Raw genomic sequence first — 22,931 nt, 5'->3', positions numbered from 1 at the left:
TGCGTGCCGGGGCACGCGAGCCCCGGCAGGATCCAAACGAGAGGCCCCAGCCGGGGGCCCGTCCGGACGATGGGGACGGTACGCACGGAAGCGGGGCCGCAGCCGGGAGGCTGCGGCCCTGCCGACGGCCGGGGGGACACCCGGACGATGCTCCGGGCAGGGACGGGGAAACGGGCCGGGGAAGGGCGCGGACGAGGCCGGAGGGACTCCCGGGCGCAGCGGTCCTCACGGGGCCGGTCATCCGAAGGGTGTACCGGATCGTGCCGGAAGGATCGGTCCTGGAGTCGATACGCCGGGCAGGGCTCGCGACCTAGCGTTCGGGGAGCACCTCCCCCCATCCCTGACGACGGAAGGCGGTCGCACCATGTCAACCCTCTCGGACACCGGCATCGCCCCGCTCCTCGGCGAACTGGCCCGGGTCGCGAAGCTGCCACTGGAACGCGGCGAGACCCTGCCGGCCGCTGCCTACACCTCCCCCGCCTTCCACGAGCTGGAGCGTGAACGAATCTTCGCCGGTGAGTGGCTCTGTGCCGGACACGTCGATCAAGTGGCCCGGCCGGGGGACTATCTGCGGGTCGATCTGCTCGGCGAGCCCCTGGTCATCACCCGGGACGAGGACGGTGAGCTGCATGCCCTGTCCCGGGTGTGCCGGCACCGGTTCATGGACGTCCTCCCGGCCGAGACCGCACCGGAACGCGGCAGTCTCAAACGGCTGACCTGCCCGTACCACACCTGGACCTACAAGCTGAACGGTGAGTACGCGGGCCGGCTGCACGGGGCGCCGCTGATGAACAAGGTGGAGTTCGACCGCGACGCGTGCCGGCTGCCGCGCCACCGGCTCGAGGTGTGGCACGGCCTCATCATGGTCAACGCCGACCCGGAGGCGGAACCGCTCGCCCCCCGGCTCACAGGTCTCGACGAGAAGCTGGCGCCGTACGGTCTCGCCGATCTGGTCGTGGCGTACACGGCCCGTTGGGAAGGCGTCCCGGCGAACTGGAAGGTGGCCGTGGAGAACGGCGCGGAGAGCTACCACCACATGGGCACGCACGCGGGCACGCTGGAGCCGCTGCTGCCCGGCAAGGACACGGTGCTCGACGAGTGCGACGGCAACTGGTTCACCGCATTCATGCCGTTCGCCCCGGCGGCCCTCGAGGCCATGGGCGAGGAGGCATTCGAGGCACTGTCCGCGTTGCTCATTCCGGGACTTGACGAGGCGGAGCTGTCCGGAATGCTGATCGCGGGTGTCTTTCCGCAGCTGGTGATGGCGTTTCTGCCGACCAGCGTCACCTGTTTCCGCTGGCTGCCGACCGGACCGGACACACATGACGCACTGGCCACCGTGTTCGTCACGGCCGCGGCGAAGGAGACGGCAGGCTACGAGGAGTTCCTGCGGATGTCCCGGGAGCAGCTGGAGCAGGTCCAGGGCGAGGACCTGATCGCCATCCGGGGTGTGCAGCGGGGGCTGGCCACCGGTCCGGGGCCGTCCGGTGGCCGGTTCTCCCATCTGGAGCGCCCGCTGTGGCAGTTCCAGCGGTATCTGGCCGGGCGGCTGGTGAACGGGCCGACGGGTTCCTGAGGGCTGTGGGCCCGCGTCACTTCCGGGAGCGGAATCGGACCGGACAATTCCGATCAGGAGTGCCACTCGGTGTTCAACTTCCCTCCACAGGAAACAAGTTGATACATGGAGATGCTGTGAAACACTCTTGTGGTATCTGTGACTCGCCTCGTCCCACGAGGCGGGCCACGTCCTTCCCGTCCCCTTCCTTCTGGAGTGATTCGTGGCCGAACTCTCTGGCCGTAAGCCCGGCAGGGCACTGACCCGCCTCGCCGCCGCCGCACTGGCCGCCGCTCTTGTCGGTACCGGCGCCGGTGCGGCCGCGGCCGACCAGCCGGCTCCCACGGCGTCCTCGAGCGCCAGGAGCGACCTGCCCCAGGCCGGCACTCAGCGCGGATTCGGCGCGGCCGCACCGACCGCCGCCGCCCCCATCAACGCCCTTCACGGCGTCGACAGGGCGGGCGGGCTCTACGGCTACCCCCCGAACGGCACGGGTGGCCTCGCCGCTCGTGTGCAGGTGGGCTCCGGGTGGGGCGTCATCAAGCACGCCACCCAGGTCGACCACGACGCCGACGGCCGCTCCGACGGCATCTGGGAGGTCAACAACGGCGGGTACCTGTTCTACGCGCCCTTCGACCAGGAGCCGGTCTCCGTCGGCAGCGGGTGGGGCGTCTACAACAAGGTTCTCTCGCCGGGCAGTCTCGCGGGCGCCAAGGCCGACGACCTGATCGCCCGTGACACCTCCGGTGTCCTGTGGATCTATCTGGGTTACGGCAATGGCAAGCTGACGGGCCGTACGAAGGTCGGCTCCGGCTGGAACATCTACACCCAGATCGCGGGCCAGGGCGATCTGACCGGTGACGGCAAGGCCGACATCGTCGCGCGTGACGGTTCGGGTGTGCTGTGGCTGTACAAGGGCACGGGCAACCGTGCCACACCGTTCGCCGCGCGCACCAAGGTCGGCAGCGGCTGGAACATCTTCAACAACCTCGTCTCCGTCGGTGACATCGACATCGACGGCAGGACGGATCTGGTCGCACGCGACAGCGCGGGTGCGCTCTGGCTCTACAAGGGCACCGGCCGCGCCACCGCCCCGTTCAAGCCGCGCGTCAAGATCGGCAGCAGCGGCTGGAACACCTACCGTCTGATGTTCTGACTCCGGGTGCACCGGCACATGCGTCGGGGCCGCACTCCCGCTCGGGAGTGCGGCCCCTTCGGCGTACCGGAGCCCTTACTTGCGGATCAGGCTGCGCAGCACGTACTGCATGATGCCGCCGTTGCGGTAGTAGTCCGCCTCACCGGGGGTGTCGATGCGGACGACCGCGTCGAACTCCACACCGGTGTCGGTGGAGACCTTGACGGTACGCGGCGTGGTGCCCTCGTTGAGTTCGGTGACACCGGTGAAGGAGAAGGTCTCCTCACCCGTCAGTCCGAGGGTCTCGGCCGTGGCGCCCTCCGGGAACTGCAGCGGGAGCACGCCCATGCCGATGAGGTTCGAGCGGTGGATGCGCTCGTAGGACTCGGCGATGACGGCCTTCACGCCGAGCAGCGCGGTGCCCTTGGCGGCCCAGTCGCGGGACGAGCCGGAGCCGTACTCCTTGCCGGCCAGCACGACCAGCGGGATGCCCTGCTCGATGTAGTTGCGCGAGGCATCGTAGATGAAGGAGACCGGAGCCGCGTCAGCGGTCGCGGCCTGGGTGAAGTCGCGGGTGTAGCCGCCCTCGGTGCCCGGCGCGATCTGGTTGCGCAGGCGGATGTTGGCGAACGTACCGCGGATCATGACCTCGTGGTTGCCTCGGCGCGAGCCGTAGGAGTTGAAGTCACGACGCTCGACACCGTGCTCGGTGAGGTACTTGCCGGCCGGGGTGTCGGCCTTGATGGCACCGGCCGGGGAGATGTGGTCGGTGGTGACCGAGTCGCCGAGCTTCGCCAGCACGCGGGCGCCGGCGATGTCGGTGACCGGGGTGGTCTCCATCGTCATGCCCTCGAAGTACGGGGGCTTGCGGACGTAGGTCGACTCGGTGTCCCACTCGAAGGTGTTGCCGGTCGGGATCGGCAGCGCCTGCCACTGGGCGTCGCCCGCGAAGACGTCCTGGTAGGACTTGTTGAACATGTCCTCGCCGATGGCGTTGGCCACGACGTCGTTGACCTCGGCCTCGGAGGGCCAGATGTCCTTCAGGTAGACCGGGTTGCCCTCGGTGTCGATGCCGAGCGCCTCACGGGTGATGTCCACCTTCATGGAACCGGCGAGGGCGTACGCGACGACCAGCGGCGGGGAGGCCAGGTAGTTCATCTTGACGTCGGGGTTGATCCGGCCCTCGAAGTTGCGGTTGCCGGAGAGCACGGAGGTCACGGCCAGGTCGTGCTCGTTGACGGCCTTGGAGACCTCCTCCGGCAGCGGGCCGGAGTTGCCGATGCAGGTGGTGCAGCCGTAGCCGACGAGGTTGAAGCCGACCTTGTCGAGGTAAGGGGTCAGGCCCGCCTTGTCGAAGTAGTCGGTGACGACCTTGGAGCCCGGGGCGAGGGTGGTCTTGACCCACGGCTTGCGGGTCAGGCCCTTCTCCACGGCCTTCTTCGCGACGAGCGCGGCGGCGACCATGACGTACGGGTTCGAGGTGTTGGTGCAGGAGGTGATCGCGGCGACGGTGACGGCGCCGTGGTCGATCTCGTACGTCGACCCGTCGGGGGCGGTGACGGTCGTCGGGCGGGTCGGCACACCGTTGGACGCGGCCGGGGCGTCGGACGCCGGGAAGGACTCCTTGCCCGCCTCGTCGGCGTCGTCGACGTAGTTGCGCACGTCCTGCGCGAACTGCTGGGCAGCGTTGGCGAGGACGATGCGGTCCTGCGGGCGCTTCGGACCGGCGATGGAGGGGACGACCGTGGAGAGGTCGAGCTCCAGCTTCTCGGAGAAGTCGGGCTCGGCGGCCGGGTCCAGCCAGAGGCCCTGCTCCTTGGCGTACGCCTCGACGAGGGCGACCTGCTGCTCGCTGCGGCCGGTCAGCTTCAGGTAGTTCAGCGTCTCGTCGTCGATCGGGAAGATCGCGGCGGTGGAGCCGAACTCCGGCGACATGTTGCCGATGGTGGCGCGGTTCGCGAGGGAGGTGGCGGAGACGCCCTCACCGTAGAACTCGACGAACTTGCCGACGACGCCGTGCTTGCGGAGCATCTCGGTGATCGTGAGCACGAGGTCGGTGGCGGTGGTGCCGGGCTGCAGCTCACCGGTGAGCTTGAAGCCGACGACGCGCGGGATCAGCATCGAGACCGGCTGGCCGAGCATGGCCGCCTCGGCCTCGATACCGCCGACGCCCCAGCCCAGCACGCCGAGGCCGTTGACCATGGTGGTGTGGGAGTCGGTGCCGACGAGGGTGTCGGGGTAGGCCTGGCCGTTCCTGATCATGACCGTGCGGGCCAGGTGCTCGATGTTCACCTGGTGGACGATGCCGGTGCCCGGCGGGACGACCTTGAACTCGTCGAACGCGGTCTGGCCCCAGCGCAGGAACTGGTAGCGCTCCTTGTTGCGGCCGTACTCCAGCTCCACGTTCTGGGCGAAGGAGTCCGCGGTGCCGAACTTGTCGGCGATGACGGAGTGGTCGATGACCAGCTCGGCCGGGGCGAGCGGGTTGATCTTCGCCGGGTCGCCGCCGAGCTCCTTCACGGCCTCACGCATGGTCGCGAGGTCCACGACACAGGGCACGCCGGTGAAGTCCTGCATGATCACGCGGGCCGGCGTGAACTGGATCTCCTGGCTCGGCTGCGCCTGCGAGTCCCAGCCACCGAGCGCCCGGATGTGGTCGGCGGTGATGTTCGCGCCGTCCTCGGTGCGGAGCAGGTTCTCCAGCAGGACCTTGAGGCTGTAAGGGAGGCGCGCGGAGCCCTCGACCTTGTCCAGCCGGAAGATCTCGTAAGACTCGTCGCCCACGCGCAGCGTGCTGCGGGCGTCGAAGCTGTTCGCCGACACGACAGTCTCCTTCATCAATGTGCGCGTACGAACCGCATCCTGCCGCCTGCGATTCCCACCGATCCGCTAAGGTAAGGCTTAGTTAGGCTCGCCTTACCGCGCGCGGCCAACGGAAGGGGCTGCGGTACGCCTTCTACAGATATCTCGATGTCGAGATAACTCTAGTACATGACCGCTGAACGGTCATGCCCGGACGCCTCGCCGGTGATACGCATGCCCGCACACCACCGCAAAAAGGGCGTTTCCCATGGAATGATGGCACCGCTGCCGCCCGGACGGCGTGATCAGCCCCGAGGATGGGGCGATGACCACCACCGCCGAAGCATCCGAGAGCGTCCCACCCGAGCACCGGCACGCGGGCTGGCTCGAGCTCTTCTTCGACCTCGTGTTCGTCGCCCTCGCCGCCCAGCTGTCGCACACCCTGCACGGAGATCCCGGCCTGGCGGACTTCGTCGTGTTCCTGGCGCTCTACTTCCCGCCGTGGTGGATGTGGATCAACTTCACGGTCTCGGCGAATCTCTTCGTGGACGACAGCGCACGGCGCCGGCTGCTGATGCTCTCGGCGATGGCCTGCCTGGCCCTGATGGCCACGGCCGTGCCCGCGGCGACCGGGGATCGCGGGCCCGCGTACGCACTGGGGTACGCGGGCACCCGGCTGGTGCTGCTGGGACTGTGGTGGCCCGCCACCCGGTACCCCGAGCCGCTGCGGGTACCGAAGTGGCGACCCTTGAGCTACTGCCTGGCGTCCGGGGTGCTGTGGGCCGTCTCCGCGTTCGTACCGTCCCCCGGTCGGTACCTCATGTGGGCCGTGCTGATCATCGCCGAGATCGCTCTGCTGCTGAGCGCACGCGGGCGCGGGATGCCCGGCCGGCTGCACACCGGTCATCTCGTGGAGCGGGTGGGGCTCTTCGTCATCATCGTGCTGGGCGAGTCGGTCCTGGCCCTGATCACCTCGACGGACAAGGCGTGGACGGCCGACGCAGGCGTCACCGCACTCATCGGCTTCGTCCTGCTCGCGGCGCTCTGGTGGTCGTACTTCGATTTCGGGTCCGTCTCGGCCGACATCATGCTGGGCGCGGCCAGGGGCCGCGAGGCGTACTTCCTCGCCCGGGACGTCGCCGGATTCCTGCACTTCTTCGTGACCGCCTCAGTGATCTGCATCGCGGCCGGGCTCGCCACGGCCGTGGAGGAATCGGGGCACGCACACCTCACCAGGGGAGCGGTCATCGCACTGGCCGGCGGGCTCGCGCTCTACCACCTCACCCACGCCTGCATCGCCCTGCGCTTCCGCAGACCGGTGGGGAGCGTTGCGCTGTGGGCCGTACCGGGCATCGGTATCCCCTTGATCGTCATCGGTCTGAAGGACCTGCTCCCACCCTGGGCGGTCGTACTGATCCTCGCGGCGGAGGCGATCGTCCATCTGCTGTACGCACGGGGGGTGGCACGCCACAGGCAGGTGACGGGGACACTGTGATGCCGGTCCGGGTCAGGTGCTCGCCTTCGGCAGGCTCCGCCGAGGCCGACGTCGCGAGGTCGGCACAGCCCCCGACCCGGCATCCGGCAGCCGGAGCGCCGAGAGCGTGGAACCGGCACGACGACAGCCACGCCACCGTGATGAGCGGCGGCCCACCGCGCGCAACCACGCCTCGACCGCGGGCGGCACGGTTAAGGCCCCGACTGCCCAACCGACCCTTCCGTCATCCCCGTTCCCGCATGCGTCGACCCCTCCGCCGCAACCGGTGAACGCCCTCCCGGTCCGGGACCCGACGAGGGCTCCTCGGCGGTTGCCCAACCACCCCGCCCCTGAATCCGGTTGGAGGTGTTGCCGCACATCCGGCTGCAAGTGTCGTCGCGGACGGCGATGACACCTGCAGAACCCTGCCGGCAGGACGGACCGCGAGTGCCCATACCTCAGGACCCCCCTGCACGCACCCGCACACACAAGGTTGATTTATCCGATTTGCCCCTATCTGCTTACCGATGGACCATCAAGACAGGGCATCACCCGGATGGTCCACCCCCATTGGACGGCTCATCTCATATACGAGATAGCCTGCCCCCATGGCAGACGACTACCTCGTACGCATCGGCAAGCTCATCCGTGACGCCCGACAGCATCGGGGCTGGACACAGACACAGCTGGCCGAGGCACTCCGCACCAGCCAGAGCGCCGTCAACCGCATCGAGCGCGGGAACCAGAACATCAGTCTTGAGATGATCGCCCGCATCGGTGAGGCGCTCGACAGCGAGATCGTGTCGCTCGGTTACGCCGGACCCATGCACCTGCGCGTCGTCGGCGGACGCCGGCTCTCCGGGGCCATCGACGTCAAGACCAGCAAGAACGCCTGCGTCGCGCTCCTGTGTGCCTCCCTGCTCAACAAGGGCCGCACCGTGCTGCGCCGTGTCGCCCGCATCGAAGAGGTCTACCGGCTGCTCGAGGTCCTCAACTCCATCGGCGTCCGTACCCGTTGGATCAACGACGGCACCGACCTGGAGATCGTCCCGCCCGCCACGCTCGACATGGACGCGATCGATGCCGAGGCCGCCCGCCGTACCCGGTCGATCATCATGTTCCTCGGACCGCTGCTGCACCGGCTGGACCGCTTCCGGCTCCCCTACGCCGGCGGCTGCGACCTCGGCACACGCACGATCGAACCCCACATGATCGCCCTGCGGCGCTTCGGACTGGACATCACCGCGACCGAGGGTCTCTACCACGCGGTCGTCGAGCGGTCGACCGCCCCCACCCGCCCGATCGTGCTGACCGAGCGCGGCGACACCGTGACCGAGAACGCCCTGCTCGCCGCCGCCCGGCACGACGGGGTCACCGTCATCCGCAACGCCTCCTCCAACTACATGGTCCAGGACCTGTGCTTCTTCCTGGAGGCGCTCGGCGTTCGCGTCGAGGGCATCGGCACCACCACGCTCACCGTGCACGGCCTGGCCACCATCGACGTCGACGTCGACTACTCCCCCTCCGAGGACCCGGTGGAGGCGATGAGCCTCCTGGCCGCCGCCGTCGTCACCGAGTCCCAGCTGACGATCCGCCGGGTGCCGATCGAGTTCCTGGAGATAGAGCTCGCCGTGCTCGAGGAGATGGGCCTCGACCACGACCGCACGGCCGAGTACCACGCGGACAACGGCCGCACCCGTCTGGTGGACCTGACCGTGCGCCCCTCCAAACTGGAGGCGCCCATCGACAAGATCCACCCGATGCCGTTCCCGGGCCTCAACATCGACAATGTGCCCTTCTTCGCCGCGATCGCAGCCGTCGCCCAGGGCAAGACCCTCATCCACGACTGGGTATACGACAACCGTGCCATCTATCTGACCGACCTCAACCGTCTCGGCGGCCGCCTCCAGCTGCTCGACCCGCACCGCGTCCTCGTCGAGGGCCCCACGCGCTGGCGCGCCGCCGAGATGATGTGCCCGCCGGCGCTGCGCCCGGCCGTGGTGGTCCTGCTGGCGATGATGGCGGCCGAGGGCACGTCGGTTCTGCGCAACGTGTATGTCATCAACCGCGGTTACGAGGAACTGGCGGAGCGCCTCAACTCGGTGGGTGCGCAGATCGAGATCTTCCGGGACATCTGAATAGGCCGCAGGTCAGGACGCATCCCCTTCGCCTGTGCCGGCTGTGGGCCGTCGCCGGTGTCTCCGCCTCCGCGGAAGACCCCGTCGACGGCCCTCCGCGCGCGGCCTGGCTGTTGGGCATGAGGTGCGTGTGGGTGTGCGGGGTGAAGCGGCTCGCCGTGACCGCGGCGCTCCACGAGTAGGTCGCTGCCCCGCCCCGGCTATCCAGGACGACCGGGACACAGACGTGCCGGAGCATGCGCATGCCGTGCTCGCGGGACGACACGAAACGCTGTCCTGCCGTCCCAGGTGCCCGAACTCCCGCCCAAAGCCGCCGCACACCGACCGCGTTGCAGCGTGACACCATGGACGAACCCAGGATCACGGTGTACGGCTCGACCGACGAGATCACGATCGCAGCCAATGCAGCCGGGCTCCGAGACCTTGCAGAGCGACTCCTGGGGCTCGCCGATCCCGCCCTCCGGGACGGACACCACGAGCATCTTGACGGCGGTATCGGTCTCGAGGACGGCTCGATCAGCCTGGTCCTGGAACGGGACGACCATGTGCAGTCGGCGGTCGGGGCCTCAGAGGGGGCCGGGGTGTCCTCTTCGTCGACGCTCTCGACCTGATCGCGCGCGGCAACAGCAGAGTTGTCGGCGAACACCTGAGGCGACTTCTCCGGCGCCGCGGACCCGGCCCGGGGGCGCCGGATCACAAGCGCCGTGTCAACCACATGGGCCGGTCCCCGAACCGAAGCTCGGGGACCGGCCCGTATGTGCGCCTGAGGTCCGGTCAGGGGCGGTGTCCGTGGTGGTGGCGCGACCTGGTCGTCACCTTTGCACTCGCCGGCCGAGAGGTGACCGCCTGGCCCGTGGGCGGTGTGCCCGTGGCGGTGGCCGTGTTCTTCACCGAGCCGGCACGGAGGTCGGCCTTCCTGACCGTGTAGCCCGCCGTACAGGTCATCGACTCACCGGGAGCCAGCGAACTGCCCGGACAGGACACCTCGGGCTTCGGCCCCCTGCCCGTGAACCTCTCCTCTCTCACCTGCACGTCCGACAGGGGCACCGTGCCGGTGTTCTTGACGACGAATTCGTATGAGATCCGCTTGCCGGGACGGGTCACCTTGGCGGGCCATGCCTTCTTCTTCAGCGTCAGCCCCGGATGCCTGTCCCAGGAGGTCGTCACCGTCGCGCTCGCGGTCTCGGACACGGCGGGGCCGGTCGGCGGCGTGCCCGTGGCGGTGGCCGTGTTCTTCACCGAGCCGGCACGGAGGTCGGCCTTCTCGACCGTGTAGCCCGCCGTACAGGTCATCGACTCACCGGGAGCCAGCGAACTGCCCGGGCACGAGACCTCGGGCTCTGGGCCCGCGCCGGTGAACGCCGTCTCGCGCACCGCCACGTCCGACAGGGGCACGCCGCCGGTGTTCGTCACCACGAAGCGGTACTCCACACGCCGGCCGGGGCGGGTCACCTCGGTGGGCGAGGCCGTCTTCACCAGTGTCAGTCCCACCGCCAGGACCGAGGTCGCGGTCACCGTCGCGGTCGCGGTCGCCGTCACCGGCGGGCCGGTGGGCGGAGTACCCGTGGCGGTTGCGCCGTTGGTCACCGCGCCGGCGTTCACATCGGCCTGGGTGAACGTGTACGCCGCCGTGCACGTCTTCGACTCGCCGGGGGCGAGTGCACCCGCCGGACACGACACCTGCGGCTCCGGGCCCGACCCGGTGAACGACGGTTCGGTGACGTTCACGTCCGACAAGGTCACATTGCCGGTGTTCGTCACCAGGAAGCGGTAGTCGACGCGCTGGCCGGACGCGCTCACCGTGGCGGGCGAAGCCGTCTTCACCAGCGTGAGGGCCGGGTCCTGCTCCGCCGTCACCGTGTCACTCGCGGTCGCCGTCACAGCCGGTCCGGTGGGCGGAGTGCCCGTGGCGACGGCCGTGTTGGTGACCACGCCGATGTTCACGTCGGTCTGGGTCACCGTGTACGTACCCGTGCACCTCTTGGACTGCCCCGGTTCGAGCGCACCCTCCGGGCACGAGGCGTTCGGCGCCGGTCCCGACCCCGAGAACGCGGTCTCGTTCACCTCCACATCGGTGAGCCTGACGTTGCCGGTGTTCGTCACCAGGAACGTGTAGGCAATGTTCTGGCCGGCAGCGGTCACCGCGGACGGCGAAGCGTTCTTCACCAGCGTGAGTGCGGGAGTGACCCGCGGGGTGAAGATCGCGGACGACTCGTTCGACTCCACCACGGAACCGCCTGGCGGAGTGGCCGTGGCGACGGCTGTGTTCCTGATCTCGCCCGCCTCCACATCGGCCTGGGTCACGGTGTACGTCGCCGTGCACGTCTTCGACTGGCCGGGGGCGAGTGCACCCGCCGGACACGACGCCTCCGGCCCCGGACCGGTCCCCGAGAACGCAAGGTCGTGCACGTCCACGCCGGACACCGTCACATTGCCGGTGTTCGTCACCAGGAACGAGTACGTCAGCACCTCACCGCTGCGGAACTCGCCACCGTCACCTGCCACCGTCTTGACCAGCGACAGCTCCGGAGCCTGCTCCGCCGTCACCGTGTCACTCGCGGTCGCCGTCACAGCCGGTCCGGTGGGCGGAGTACCCGTGGCGGTTGCGCCGTTGGTCACCGCGCCGGCGTTCACATCGGCCTGGGTGACCGTGTACGCCGCCGTGCACGTCTTCGACTGGCCGGGGGCGAGTGCACCCGCCGGACACGACACCTGCGGCTCCGGGCCGGTCCCCGAGAACGTCGTCTCGTTCACATCCACCGCGGACAATGTCACATTGCCCGTGTTCGTCACCAGGAACGTATAGCCGACGTGCTGACCCGCGGCGGTCACCGCGGACGGTGAGGCCGTCTTGACCAGCGTCAGTGCCGGGTTGTGCACCGTGGTCACCGTCGACGTCGACGGTGGCGTCGTCACCGCCGGGCCTCCGGGCGGAGTACCCGTCGCACGGGCCGAGTTCGTCACCGTGCCCGCGTCGAAGTCGGTCTGGGTGACGGCGTAGGTCGCCGTGCATGTCCTCGACAGGCCCGGAGCGAGGGAACCGCCCGGGCACGACACCTGCGGGTCGGGGCCCGAACCGGAGAACGCCGTCTCCACGACGTTCACCGCGGACAATGTCACATTGCCTGTGTTCGTGATCAGGAACTCGTAGGTCACGAGCTGGCCGACCGCCGTCACGGTCTGGGGTGAAGCGATTTTGACCAGTGTCAGAGCGGGATTGACCCGGGGGGTGAAGAGGGCCGACGACTGGCTCGAGACCGGGGAGCCGCCGGGCGGAGTCCCGGTCGCACGGGCCGTGTTCGTCACCGAACCCGCGTCCACGTCCTCCTGCGTGACCGTGTAGGTGCCGGTGCACGTCATCGACCCGCCCGGGGGGAGCGAGTTGCCCGGGCACGACGCCACCGGCGCCTGGCCCGTTCCGGAGAACGCGATGTCGCTAACCCCGATGCCGGTGAGGGTCACATTTCCGGTGTTCGTCACCAGGAACGAGTAGGTGAGCACCTCGCCGCTGCGGAACACCCCTCCGTCACCGACCACGGTCTTCACCAGGGAGATGGACGGGTCCTGTTCGGCGGTCACCGTCTCGCTCGACGTCGCCGTCACCGCGGAACCGGTCGGCGGAGTACCCGTGGCGACGGCCGTGTTCTCGATCTCGCCCGCATTCACATCGGCCTGCGTCACCGGGTACGTCCCCGTGCACGTCATCGACTGGCCCGGGGCGAGCACATTGCCCGGACACGACACCTCCGGGCCCGGATCAGAACCCGAGAACACCGTCTCGTTCACATCCACCGCGGACAATGTCACATTGCCCGTGTTCGTCACCAGGAAGTCGTAGGTCACCAGCTGGTCCGCGGCAGTCACCGACTCCGGCTCGGCCGTCTTCACCAGGGAGATGGACGGGTCCTGTTCGGCGGTCACCGTCTCGCTCGACGTCGCCGTCACCGCGGAACCGGTCGGCGGAGTACCCGTGGCGACGGCCGTGTTCCTGATCTCGCCCTCGTCCACGTCGGCCTGCGTCACCGTGTACGTCCCCGTGCACGTCATCGACTGGCCCGGGGCGAGCACATTGCCCGGACACGACACCTCCGGGCCCGGGCCCGAACCCGAGAACACCGTCTCGTTCACATCCACCGCGGACAACGTCACATTGCCCGTGTTCGTCACCAGGAACGTGTAGCCGACGTGCTGGTCGGCCGCGGTGACGGTGGAGGGCGAAGCCGTCTTCACGAGTGTCACTGCGGGAGTGACCCGTGGGGTGAAGATCGCGGACGACTCGTTCGAGTCCACCGCGGAGCCGCTCGGCGGGGTGCCGGTGGCGACGGCCGTGTTCCTGATCTCGCCCTCGTCCACGTCGGCCTGCGTCACCGTGTACGTCCCCGTGCACGTCGTCGATTCACCCGGTGCGAGGGAGGTGTCCGGACACGAGATCTCCGGTCGCGGTCCTGTCCCCGAGAACGCGATGTCGCTCGCGCTCACACCGGACAGCGTCACATTGCCCGTGTTCGTCACCAGGAACGAGTAGGTCAGGACCTCGCCGGAACGGAACTGGCCACCGTCGCCCTGCACCGTCTTCACGAGTGTCAGCGCCGGGTCCTGACTTGCGGTCACGGTCTCGCTGGATGTCGCCGTCACCGCGGGACCGGTGGGCGGGGTGCCCGTCGCGGTGGCCGTGTTCTCGATCTCGCCCGCGTTCATGTCGGTCTGGGTCACGGTGTACGTGGCCGTGCACGTCATCGACCCGCCCGGGGCGAGGGAGTTGCCCGGGCACGACACCTCGGGGTCCGGGCCGGATCCGGAGAACACGGTCTCGGTCACGTTCACGTTGGTCAGCGTGACATTGCCGGTGTTGGTGACCAGGTGGTCGTAGGTGAGCAGCTGGCCGGCGGCGGTCACCGACTCCGGACCGGCCGATTTGACCAGTGTCAGGGCCGGGGCCGCCGGTTTCGGGGTGTTCGTGAACGTGCAGACGACACGAGGACTGTTCGCGCCCTGCGCAGTGGCAGGGAAGTGCAGTTCGAAGGAGGTGGTGGTGCCCGAGGCGACCGGGCTGTTGCCGTTGGCCGTGTCGATGCACTGGTAGGCCGTCGTGTAGTTGTCGAGGCTGCCGCCCGACGTCGCCGTCTCGGCCAGTGTGTAGGTCGTGTTGGCCACTCCGACGATCGGTCCCACGTCGGGCTGCTGCACGCCGGTGCTGCTGCCCATCGTGGTGGCGGTGTTGCCCTGGGTGATGCCTCCGCCGGTGACCGACAATTGGAACTGGTCGTTCGACGTGGTCGAGCTCTGGAACCGCCCGACGATGTTCTTCCGCAGGGTCAGCGTCGGGTTGGTCGAGCAGGCACCGAGGTCCACCGAGACGAAGGCGGTGTTCGACAGCACCTTGGGCTGGCCGATGGCGTCCCCGTTGTTCGGGTTGATCGCCTGCAGGAAGGTGTTGGTGGACGGGGAGGGGGCGCTGAACTCGATGAACAGCTTGCCCTCGTTGTCGAAGGCGATTCCGTTGTACTGGTGCTGCTGGGGGTTGTCGATACGGGTGAGCACATCGATGGGCCGCGCGACACCGGTGGCGGAGCCCGTCGTCGGGAGCGGCCCGGGTACGACCCCGATCGCCGCGTTGTTGGAGCTGTTGGCCGAGGTGACGATGTAGAGGTTGCCGACCGCGTCGAAGGCGATGTCGCCGTTGGCGCTGAACCGGCTGGTGATGGGCAGGTTGAAGGTGGCGATCACTCCCGGGATCCGCTGGTTGGTCGTGGTGTCGAACCCGAAGACCGTCACCTTGCCGGGGGTGGTGCTCGTGCCCGTGCCGAGGGCCGCGTAGTAGTAGATGCGGGTGGCCGGGTCGATGGCCCCCGCCACGACGACGACGCCATTGCCGGGAGTGGTGCCGGTGTACTGGGTCCAGGTGCCGGAGGCCGCGTCGTATCCGTGCACGACGATGGACGACGCCGAACCCGTGCGGTTGACCACGTAGGCGCCGGTGCCGCCGGGGAGGACTCCGAGGGCATTGGTCATGCCCCCCTGGGGGATCTTGCTGACCTCCGTGGCCGTGACGCTCGGCGTCTGTGACTGGAGTGTGCTTGCGTCCAGGGCCAGAAGGGTGCCGGGGTCCGTGGCACTGGCGCCGTTCTGCAGGGCGTAGATCGTGTCTCCCGTGCAGTCGAGCGGGAGTGCGGCCGACCTGGCCGACCTGGCGGCGGTCGGCTTGCCGTTGGCCGGCCGGGTACCGCCCGGCTTGGCGTCCTTCGCTGTGCTGCGTGCCGATGCGCCACCGGCAGGCTCGGCCGAGCCGGCACGCTGTGCGCCCGTCCGTGCAGCCGTTTCCGTCGCCGCCCTCCACTCCAGCACGACAAGGCCGTTGCCGCCGTTGCCGCCGTTGCCCTGTACCTGCTGTGTGGTCTGTGCCGACGAGCTCCCGCCGATCGCTGCACCGGCTGCGTACTGGGCCTCGCCGGTGTACGGCGCGCGGCCCGGCCTGGTCGCACCCTTGACGGCGTCTGCGCCCCTGGTCGTCGATCCCGCCGTGACACCCTTGCCGTCGACGTGACCGGTGCCGCCGGTACCGGCCTTCTGCACGGTGCGCAGCTCGGCACCGGCGCGCAATGAGCCGCCTCCGGGCGCGACGGCACCGCCGCCACCTCCGGCGGCCATCAGTGCGCTCGCCGCGCTCCGTGGCGAGGTCGAGTAGACGGCGGACATCCCGCCGCCCGTTCCGCCCGGCCGGTGAGGGTCGTTGAGCAGTGCCGGGCTGCCGCTGCCGCGTCCGCGGTGCGCGGTCGCCGGGGAAGCATGGGGCTCCCGCTGTCCCCCTCGGCCCGGGACGACCGTGAGCCGCTTGCCGGGGAGCACGTCCAGCAGCCCGGTCGAGTAGCCGCCCGCCCCTCCGGCTTGCGGCGCACGGCCGGTGGCGCCGGCTCCGCCGGCACCCCAGAGCTTGGCCCTGACCGACCTGACACCGTGAGGAACGGTGAACGTCTGATCGACCTCGGCGTAGGTGAACGCCACGCAGTGCGTGTAACCCTCGTCCGGTGTGCACCTCGACTGGGCGGCCTCCGCGCTCCGCGCCGCCAGCAGGGGGACCGCCGGCAGCGGCCCGAGAACCAGCAGGGCGCCGAGAACGGCTGACCAGCAGCGTCGTGGCCACGTGGTGATACGCCGCTTCCCGAGCGCGCGGTCGGAGACCCCAGGGGGTCTGGCTACGGACATCTGGGGCTCCCAGGAGTGATCACAGAACTCTCAATGGCTGGGCAAAACACACCATAAGGAGGAATGATCCACAATCCTGAATATTCGAGTCGTATCAGCCAACTAGGAAGTATCATCCCAACGGCCCATGCCCCAGGGCCTGAACGGCGGCTCGGGCAGGACGGGCTGCGCGGATGCGACGGTAGGCGAGTGCGTGGTGCGCCTGGCTCAGGCCGCGCGAGGGCGGGCGCGGCGCTGGACACGGGCTCGGCGCCAGAACAGCGGGCGCGGCGCTGGACACGGGCTCGGCGCCAGAACAGCGGGCGCGGCGCTGGACGACGCAGGTCCGGCGCCGAACGGCGGGCGCGACGGTAGGCGTGCGTGTGGTGCGCCTGGCTCAGGCCGCGCGAGGGCGGGCGGGGGCGGATGCGGCGGTACGCCCATGGCGCTCGGCTCGGAGCGGGCGAGTGCCACGCCGATCGGCGGACGGAGGCAGCGGTGCGGGGCGTGAAGCGCGGGGGCGGGGGGGCCGCGGGCCGCGGGGCCGCGGGCCGCGGGGCCGCACCGACGGGAAGCGCTGCGCGGGTCAGGGCGGGGCCGGGATTTCCCCTATCGCCCGGACCGCTGCGGCAGAGTCACCCGGAACACCGTGCTGCCCGGGCGGCTGCGCAGCTCGACGCGGCCACCGTGCACCGAGGTCACCGCATGCGTGATGGCCAGGCCGAGACCGGTGCCGCCCGCGCTCCTGGAACGCCCGTTGTCGGAGCGTACGAAGCGCTCGAAGATCTCCGACTGCAGTTCCTCCGGCACACCGGGGCCGTCGTCCTCCACAAGGAACTCCACCTCGCCGTCCCGCTCCGCGAGCCTGACGGTGACGGTGGTGCCCGGGGGTGTGTGGGTGCGGGCGTTGGCGAGCAGATTGGTCAGCACCTGCTGCAGGCCCCGCTCATCACCCTGTACGACCACGGGTTCTTCGGGCAGTTCCAGCACCCATCGGTGTTCCCGCCCGGCTGCCCGGGCGTCGCTCACCGCGTCCAGCACCAGCCGCGTCAGGTCCACCGCCTCGTCCGCGAGGGGCCGGCCGGCGTCCAGTCTGGCGAGCAGCAGGAGGTCGTCCACGAGTTCGCCCATCCGCACCGACTCGCACCGGACCCGGTCGAGCGAGTGGCGCACCTTGTCGGGCACCGGCTCCGGATGGCGCAGGGCCAGCTCCGCGTGGCCGCGTATCGATGCGACGGGGGTGCGCAGCTCGTGGCTGGCATCGGCGGCGAACCGCCGCAGCCGCTCCTCGCTCGCGTGCCTGCGTGCGAGCGAGTCCTCGACATGCCGGAGCATCCGGTTGAATGCATCCCCGACCTGGCCCACCTCGGTCCGGGGGTCGTTGTCGGGGACCCTCGGCGGCATGGCCACTTCGCCTCCCGCGAGGGGCAGTTGGGCCACCCGGGAGGCCGTGGCCGCCACGCGGCGCAAGGGGCGCAGGGAAAGCCGCACCCAGGCCGCTCCCACGATCCCGGTGACCAGCAGCGCCGCCCCGAACACGATGGCCTCGACCAGCCGAAGCCGCTGCACGGTGTCCTCGACCGGCTGCAGCGGCAGGCCCGTGATCAGTACGTCTCCCGCGGGTCCTCGCACGCCTACGACCCGGTAGTCGTCAAGGGCGGACAGCCGGATGCTGCGTCCCCTGCCGTCGCCGGGTACGGCCACCAGTTCACGCCGGTCGGCGCCGGTGAGCGGCACGGGGCTCTCGGTCTGGTCGCCGACCACGGCGGCCTGGGTCACCGCACCGCGCAGCACACAGGCGCCGAAGGTGCCGGTGGCCTGCCCACGGGTGTCGGGGCCGCCGTCGCCGCGCATTTTCCTCTCGGGGTCGAGGCTCGCGGGGAAGTGGTTGCCGACGGCCATGAGCTGCTGGTCCAGCCGTCGTACGAGGAAGCCCTCGAGTGCGGTGGTGGTCGCCAGCCCCACGGCGGCGCAGCAGAGCGCCAGCAGTACGACCAGTCCGATCGTCAGCCGGGCCCGCAGGCTGCGGGCCGCCAGGGCCCCGAGGAGGGGTGCGGGCGTCATGACGGGTCCGGCTTGAGGACATAGCCGACCCCGCGCACGGTGTGGATCAGGGGGCTGTGCCCGGCGTCGATCTTCTTGCGGAGATAGCTGATGTAGAGCTCGACCACATGGGCTTGTCCACCGAAGTCATAGCTCCACACACGGTCGAGGATCTGGGCCTTGCTCAGGACTCGCCGTGGATTGCGCATCAGAAAGCGAAGGAGCTCGAATTCGGTCGGTGTCAGGTCCACCGGCCGGCCACCGCGTGAGACCTCCCGGACGTCCTCGTCCATCACCAGGTCGCCGACGGCGAGCAGCGTCGTCCCGTCGGTCGCCCGGGTCATCCCGGCCCGGCGCAGCAGTCCGCGCAGCCGGGCGAGCACTTCCTCGAGGCTGAAGGGTTTGGTGACGTAGTCGTCACCGCCGGCGGTGATACCGGCGATGCGGTCCTCCACCGCGTCGCGGGCCGTGAGGAAGAGCACACATACGCCGGGCGCCTGGGCTCGCAGCCGGCGGAGCACATCGAGCCCGTTGATGTCGGGCAGCATCATGTCCAGCACCACGGCGTCCGGGCTGAAGTCCCGGGCCATGGCGACCGCCTCCTCACCGGTTCCGGCGGTGCCGACGTCCCAGCCCTCGTAGCGGAGGGCGTCGGAGAGGATGCCGGCCAGATCGGGCTCGTCGTCCACGACGAGCACGCGCACGGGCGAACCGTCGGGTCGGTGCAGACCGGCCGGCGAGGGCGAGGCGGTGTCCGGATTTCTCATGGCCCCGGCAGTATCACCGCCCTTCCTCTGAATTTCCTATGAGTCCGCTCTCAGGACACCGCTTCCGCGGGGTCTCAGAAGAAACACAGAGATTCCGCTGCCACGGTGTGCCGCACCCCGAGCCGCGGCACCACACGGCCCCCGGGACCCACGACATCCACCGAGGGGAGACCCATGGCCACCGTCCAGCACACCCGCGGCAGCAGCCGCGGCAATCGGCATCTGTCACAGCATGCGCCACCCCGGTCCTGGCGGCCCTGGCGTTCCCCCGCCGCGGGTCTCGTGCTCGTCATCCAGGCCGGCGCCGCCGCCGTGCTCGGGCTGTGGTGGAGCAACACCGAAACGGTCACCGGACCGGACGGGTGGCTGACGGGGGCGGGCCGGATCACCGGGCTGCTCGCCGGCTATGCGTGCGCCGTCCTGCTCGCCCTGATGGCCCGGGTGCCGGCCCTGGACCGCAGTGTGGGAAGCGACCGGCTGGCACGCTGGCACGCCATGGGCGGGCGGTACACGGTCTCCCTGTCGGTCGCGCACACCCTGCTGATCATCTGGGGATACTCGGTCACGTCGGAGACGAGCGTCATCGACCAGACGACCACGCTGGTGTTCGAGTACGAGGACATGCTCATGGGCACCGTGGGCATGCTGCTGCTCGTCGTGGTGGGAGTCGTCTCCGCCAGGGCCGCCCGTCGCAGGATGTCGTACGAGGCCTGGTACTACCTGCACTTCCTCACGTACCTCGGGGTCTTCCTGGCCTTCTTCCACCAGCTGTCGAACGGCGCGGACTTCATGGACGACCCGGCGGCGCGAACGGCCTGGTACGGGCTGTACCTCGGGGTGGCGGGGCTGCTGCTGTGGTACCGCTTCCTCACTCCGCTGAGGCGTGCTCTGCGCCACCGCCTCCATGTGGCCGAGGTACACCAGGAAGTGCCCGGAGTGGTGTCCGTCTATATCACCGGCAAGCATCTGCAGGCCCTGGGCGCGCACCCCGGCCAGTTCTTCCGGTGGCGCTTCCTCGCCCCGGGGATGTGGTGGACGGCCAATCCGTACTCGCTGTCCGCCCCCGTCGACGAGCGCCATCTGCGGATCACCGTCAAGGCATCGGGCGGTCACAGCGCCGCGCTTGCCCGCATCAGGCCGGGCACCCGGGTGTGGGCGGAAGGGCCGTACGGAGCCTTCACCCCCGCACGCCAGGGCAGCAACAAGGTGCTGCTGCTCGGCGGTGGCGTGGGCATCACCCCACTGCGCGCGCTCTTCGAGACGCTGCCGGGAGAAGTGACTCTCCTCTACTACGCACGCAGCCCCCAGGACCTGGCGCTGCGGGACGAGCTCGACGCGATAGCCACGGCACGAGGCGCATGCGTGCACTACGTCGTCGACGGGCCGGAGGGGCCGTCGGTCCCGCTGACGGGGGACGCCATCGGCCGGCTCGTCCCCGGGCTGCCTGCGCACGACGTCTATCTCTGCGGCCCGCCGGGAATGACCGCCGCCGCGAAGACGGCACTGGGCAGGGCCGGAGTCCCACGGCACCGCATCCATCACGAGTCGTTCGCCTTCTGAACCACGACCCGTGAACCACGACCGCGAGCTGATCCACCACCAGAGCTGATCCACCACGAGGAGTGAGTTCCATGATCCGAGCCGCCGCTGCCACCGCCGCCACCGCCGCAGGCATCGTCCTGCTGCTGTCCCTCAAGCCCCAGGACGACACCTCGGCAGCCGCCACCGCCGCCCCCTCGGCGCCCGCTCCCTCCGTCGAGGCCCCGGCCTCACCGGGCGGCAGTACCTCAGCCCCGGAGCGGCAGGACGGGGCATCGGGATCCTTCGTCGGCGACACCGTCAAGACCCGGCAGGGCCCCGTGCAGGTGCGGGCCACTCTGGCCGACGGCCGGCTCACCGCGGTCCAGGTCCTCCAGGGCCTCCATGACGGCGGTCCGAGCGCCGATGCCGTACCGCGCCTCACGGAGCGGGCCCTGGCGGCGCAGAACGCGCAGATCGACGCCGTCTCGGGCGCCACGTACACCAGCCAGGGCTACATCTCCTCGCTGCAGAGCGCACTGGACCGGGCCCGTGCCTGAGCCTGCCGGTGTGCGCCGCGTCGAGCACGTCATGGGCACCGTGTTCTCGTTCGACGTCCGGGGCGAGGTGACGCCCGGGATCGCCGGGGCGCTCGCCGACGCAGTGGCCTGGCTGCACCACGTCGACGCGGTCTTCTCCACGTACTGCCCGGACAGCCAGATCAGCCGCCTCGGCCGCGGCGAGACGACATTGCCCGCATGCGATCCGGAGGTGGCGGAGGTCCTTCGGCTGTGCCAGGACGCCGCCCGGGTCAGCGGCGGCTGGTTCACCGCGTACCCCGGCGGTCGCCTCGACCCCTCCGCGATGGTCAAGGGCTGGGCGGTCGAGCGCGTCTCGGGGATGCTGTACGCCGCGGGCGCCGGTCACCACCTGGTCAACGGCGGAGGCGATATCCAGTGCCGGGGGGAGGCAGCCCCTGACCGGCCCTGGCGGTTCGGGATAGCCCACCCCTTCCACCGCGGCGAACTCGCCACCCTGGTCGGCGGCCGGGACCTGGCCGTCGCGACCTCCGGAACCACCGAACGCGGCCACCACATCGTCGACCCCAACAGTGGTGGACCCGCGACGGAACTCGCGTCGATCACCCTCGTGGGCCGTCACCTCACGGAGGTCGACGCCCTGGCCACCGCCGCCTTCGCGATGGGTGCCGCGGCCCGTGCATGGGTCCGCTCCCGGGAGGGGATCGAGGCATTCGCCGTCACCGCCGACGCCCGCACCTGGTGGACCCCCGGATTCACCGCGTACAGCCCCGGGCTGGGGTCGGGGCCGGCGATCGCCGGCCCGGACGGCCTCCGGGAGTGGTCTCCCGGAGGCCGGGCAGGGCTCCGGGGTCTACTCTCCGTAGATACCTGAACCACGTGGCGCCGAGTGCTGAACCATGTGGCGTCGGGCAGGTGCACAGCGCTCAGGGCCCGCGCGAGCCCGGTGCCGGAGGACGACCATGGTGATCCACGTACTGATCGCCGACGACAGCGAGATCGTGCGTCGCGGGCTGAGCGACATCATCGAGTCCAGCGACGACATGCATGTCGTGGCGCAGGCCTGGGACGGACGCAGTGCCGTGGACGCAGCCCGTCGGTTCCGTCCGGATGTCACGCTGCTCGACATCGGGATGCCGGGAATGGACAGACTGGCCGCGACCAGGGAGATGAAGGCACTGCCGCAGCCGCCCCGGGTGCTGATCCTGACGACGTTCAGCGCGGACGAGTACGTCGACGAAGCCGTACGGTCGGGTGCCAGCGGTTTTCTGCTGAAGGACATGCCTCCGGAGGAACTGCTGCGCGCCGTCCGCCAGGTGGCCGAGGGCAAGGCCGCCCTGGACCCGGCGGTGACGGGCCGGGTCCTGGATGTGCTGGCCGGGCAGACCTCACAGCTCACGGTTGAGGAGAAGCAGGCGCTGGAGTCGTTGACTGACCGCGACCGGGAGGTGCTCAGGCTGATTGCGAGGGGGCTGTCCAATGCGGACATCGGTTCCGCGCTGCACATCAGCGAGGGAACCGTCAAAGGCCAGGTCAGCCGGCTGCTGGCGAAAATCGGGGCGGCCAACCGGGTCCAGGCCGCCAGGCTGGCCTACCGGGCGGGCCTGGAGAGCTGACCGGGCGCCGGGCGAAGGCGGGCCTGTTGCGATGCGGCGGCTCCACGACTCGACGGCTCCACGACTCCACGACCTGACGACTCCGTAAGGACGGCTCGGCGGGCGAGCGGCGCGAGGCGGCGGACGTGGGGCTCGGCGCAGGTGGCCGCTCGGCGCGCCGAC

General features: G+C 69.8%; 13 protein-coding genes. 9 read left to right on the top strand and 4 right to left on the bottom strand.

The genetic code is table 11. The annotated features are described in order from the left end of the window. Window positions 1-364: 364 nt before the first annotated feature. Together AC068D_RS00375 and AC068D_RS00370 are read left to right on the top strand one after the other, a co-directional pair. Window positions 365-1,576 carry an aromatic ring-hydroxylating oxygenase subunit alpha gene (locus AC068D_RS00375; RefSeq protein WP_478820667.1) on the top strand — a complete coding sequence of 404 codons (1,212 nt, stop codon included), beginning with the start codon at window positions 365-367 and terminating at the stop codon, window positions 1,574-1,576. Between the two features lie 202 nt (window positions 1,577-1,778). Continuing rightward, window positions 1,779-2,711 (top strand): FG-GAP repeat domain-containing protein, encoded by a 933-nt coding sequence (locus tag AC068D_RS00370; RefSeq protein WP_478820666.1) that lies wholly within the window; start codon window positions 1,779-1,781, stop codon window positions 2,709-2,711. A gap of 75 nt (window positions 2,712-2,786) precedes the next feature. Here the strand turns inward: AC068D_RS00370 and acnA are convergent, their stop codons facing one another. After that, the gene (gene acnA, locus AC068D_RS00365) at window positions 2,787-5,513 is read right to left on the bottom strand and encodes an aconitate hydratase AcnA (protein ID WP_478820665.1); all 2,727 of its coding nucleotides are present in this window, start codon (window positions 5,511-5,513) and stop codon (window positions 2,787-2,789) included. A 304-nt stretch (window positions 5,514-5,817) separates the two neighbouring features. On the opposite strand from acnA, the gene AC068D_RS00360 reads away from it, so the two are divergent. From AC068D_RS00360 to AC068D_RS00350, 3 genes are all read left to right on the top strand, one after another. Continuing rightward, window positions 5,818-6,987, top strand: a complete 1,170-nt coding sequence (locus AC068D_RS00360) for a low temperature requirement protein A (protein ID WP_478820664.1) — start codon at window positions 5,818-5,820, stop codon at window positions 6,985-6,987. A 587-nt stretch (window positions 6,988-7,574) separates the two neighbouring features. Continuing rightward, window positions 7,575-9,104 (top strand): UDP-N-acetylglucosamine 1-carboxyvinyltransferase, encoded by a 1,530-nt coding sequence (locus AC068D_RS00355; protein WP_478820663.1) that lies wholly within the window; start codon window positions 7,575-7,577, stop codon window positions 9,102-9,104. 344 nt (window positions 9,105-9,448) lie between these two features. Beyond that, the gene (locus AC068D_RS00350) at window positions 9,449-9,715 is read left to right on the top strand and encodes an Imm32 family immunity protein (protein WP_478820662.1); all 267 of its coding nucleotides are present in this window, start codon (window positions 9,449-9,451) and stop codon (window positions 9,713-9,715) included. Window positions 9,716-9,878: 163 nt separating this feature from the next. On the opposite strand, the gene AC068D_RS00345 is transcribed toward AC068D_RS00350, so the two are convergent. The 3 genes from AC068D_RS00345 to AC068D_RS00335 form a co-directional block, all read right to left on the bottom strand. After that, complete coding sequence (locus AC068D_RS00345) at window positions 9,879-16,307, bottom strand: DUF7507 domain-containing protein (RefSeq protein ID WP_478820661.1); 6,429 nt, start codon at window positions 16,305-16,307, stop codon at window positions 9,879-9,881. Between the two features lie 588 nt (window positions 16,308-16,895). Beyond that, the gene (locus AC068D_RS00340; RefSeq protein ID WP_478820660.1) at window positions 16,896-18,350 is read right to left on the bottom strand and encodes a sensor histidine kinase; all 1,455 of its coding nucleotides are present in this window, start codon (window positions 18,348-18,350) and stop codon (window positions 16,896-16,898) included. Beyond that, the gene (locus AC068D_RS00335) at window positions 18,347-19,096 is read right to left on the bottom strand and encodes a response regulator transcription factor (protein WP_478820659.1); all 750 of its coding nucleotides are present in this window, start codon (window positions 19,094-19,096) and stop codon (window positions 18,347-18,349) included. The genes AC068D_RS00340 and AC068D_RS00335 overlap by 4 nt, the downstream gene beginning before the upstream one ends. A gap of 174 nt (window positions 19,097-19,270) precedes the next feature. Between AC068D_RS00335 and AC068D_RS00330 the strand changes: the two genes are divergently transcribed. From AC068D_RS00330 to AC068D_RS00315, 4 genes are all read left to right on the top strand, one after another. Continuing rightward, the gene (locus AC068D_RS00330) at window positions 19,271-20,656 is read left to right on the top strand and encodes a ferredoxin reductase family protein (protein WP_478820658.1); all 1,386 of its coding nucleotides are present in this window, start codon (window positions 19,271-19,273) and stop codon (window positions 20,654-20,656) included. A 71-nt stretch (window positions 20,657-20,727) separates the two neighbouring features. Beyond that, on the top strand, window positions 20,728-21,174 hold the full coding sequence (locus AC068D_RS00325; protein ID WP_478820657.1) for an FMN-binding protein: 447 nt from the start codon (window positions 20,728-20,730) through the stop codon (window positions 21,172-21,174). Window positions 21,175-21,205: 31 nt separating this feature from the next. After that, window positions 21,206-22,027, top strand: a complete 822-nt coding sequence (locus tag AC068D_RS00320) for an FAD:protein FMN transferase (protein WP_478821366.1) — start codon at window positions 21,206-21,208, stop codon at window positions 22,025-22,027. 88 nt (window positions 22,028-22,115) lie between these two features. Then, window positions 22,116-22,769 (top strand): response regulator, encoded by a 654-nt coding sequence (locus AC068D_RS00315; RefSeq protein ID WP_478820656.1) that lies wholly within the window; start codon window positions 22,116-22,118, stop codon window positions 22,767-22,769. The last annotated feature ends 162 nt before the right edge of the window (window positions 22,770-22,931 follow it).

The sequence above is a fragment of the Streptomyces sp. NPDC043861 genome (genome assembly GCF_056435905.1).
The sequence above is the reverse complement of the archived record's forward strand: the minus strand, read 5'-3'. Positions and strand labels throughout refer to the sequence as shown.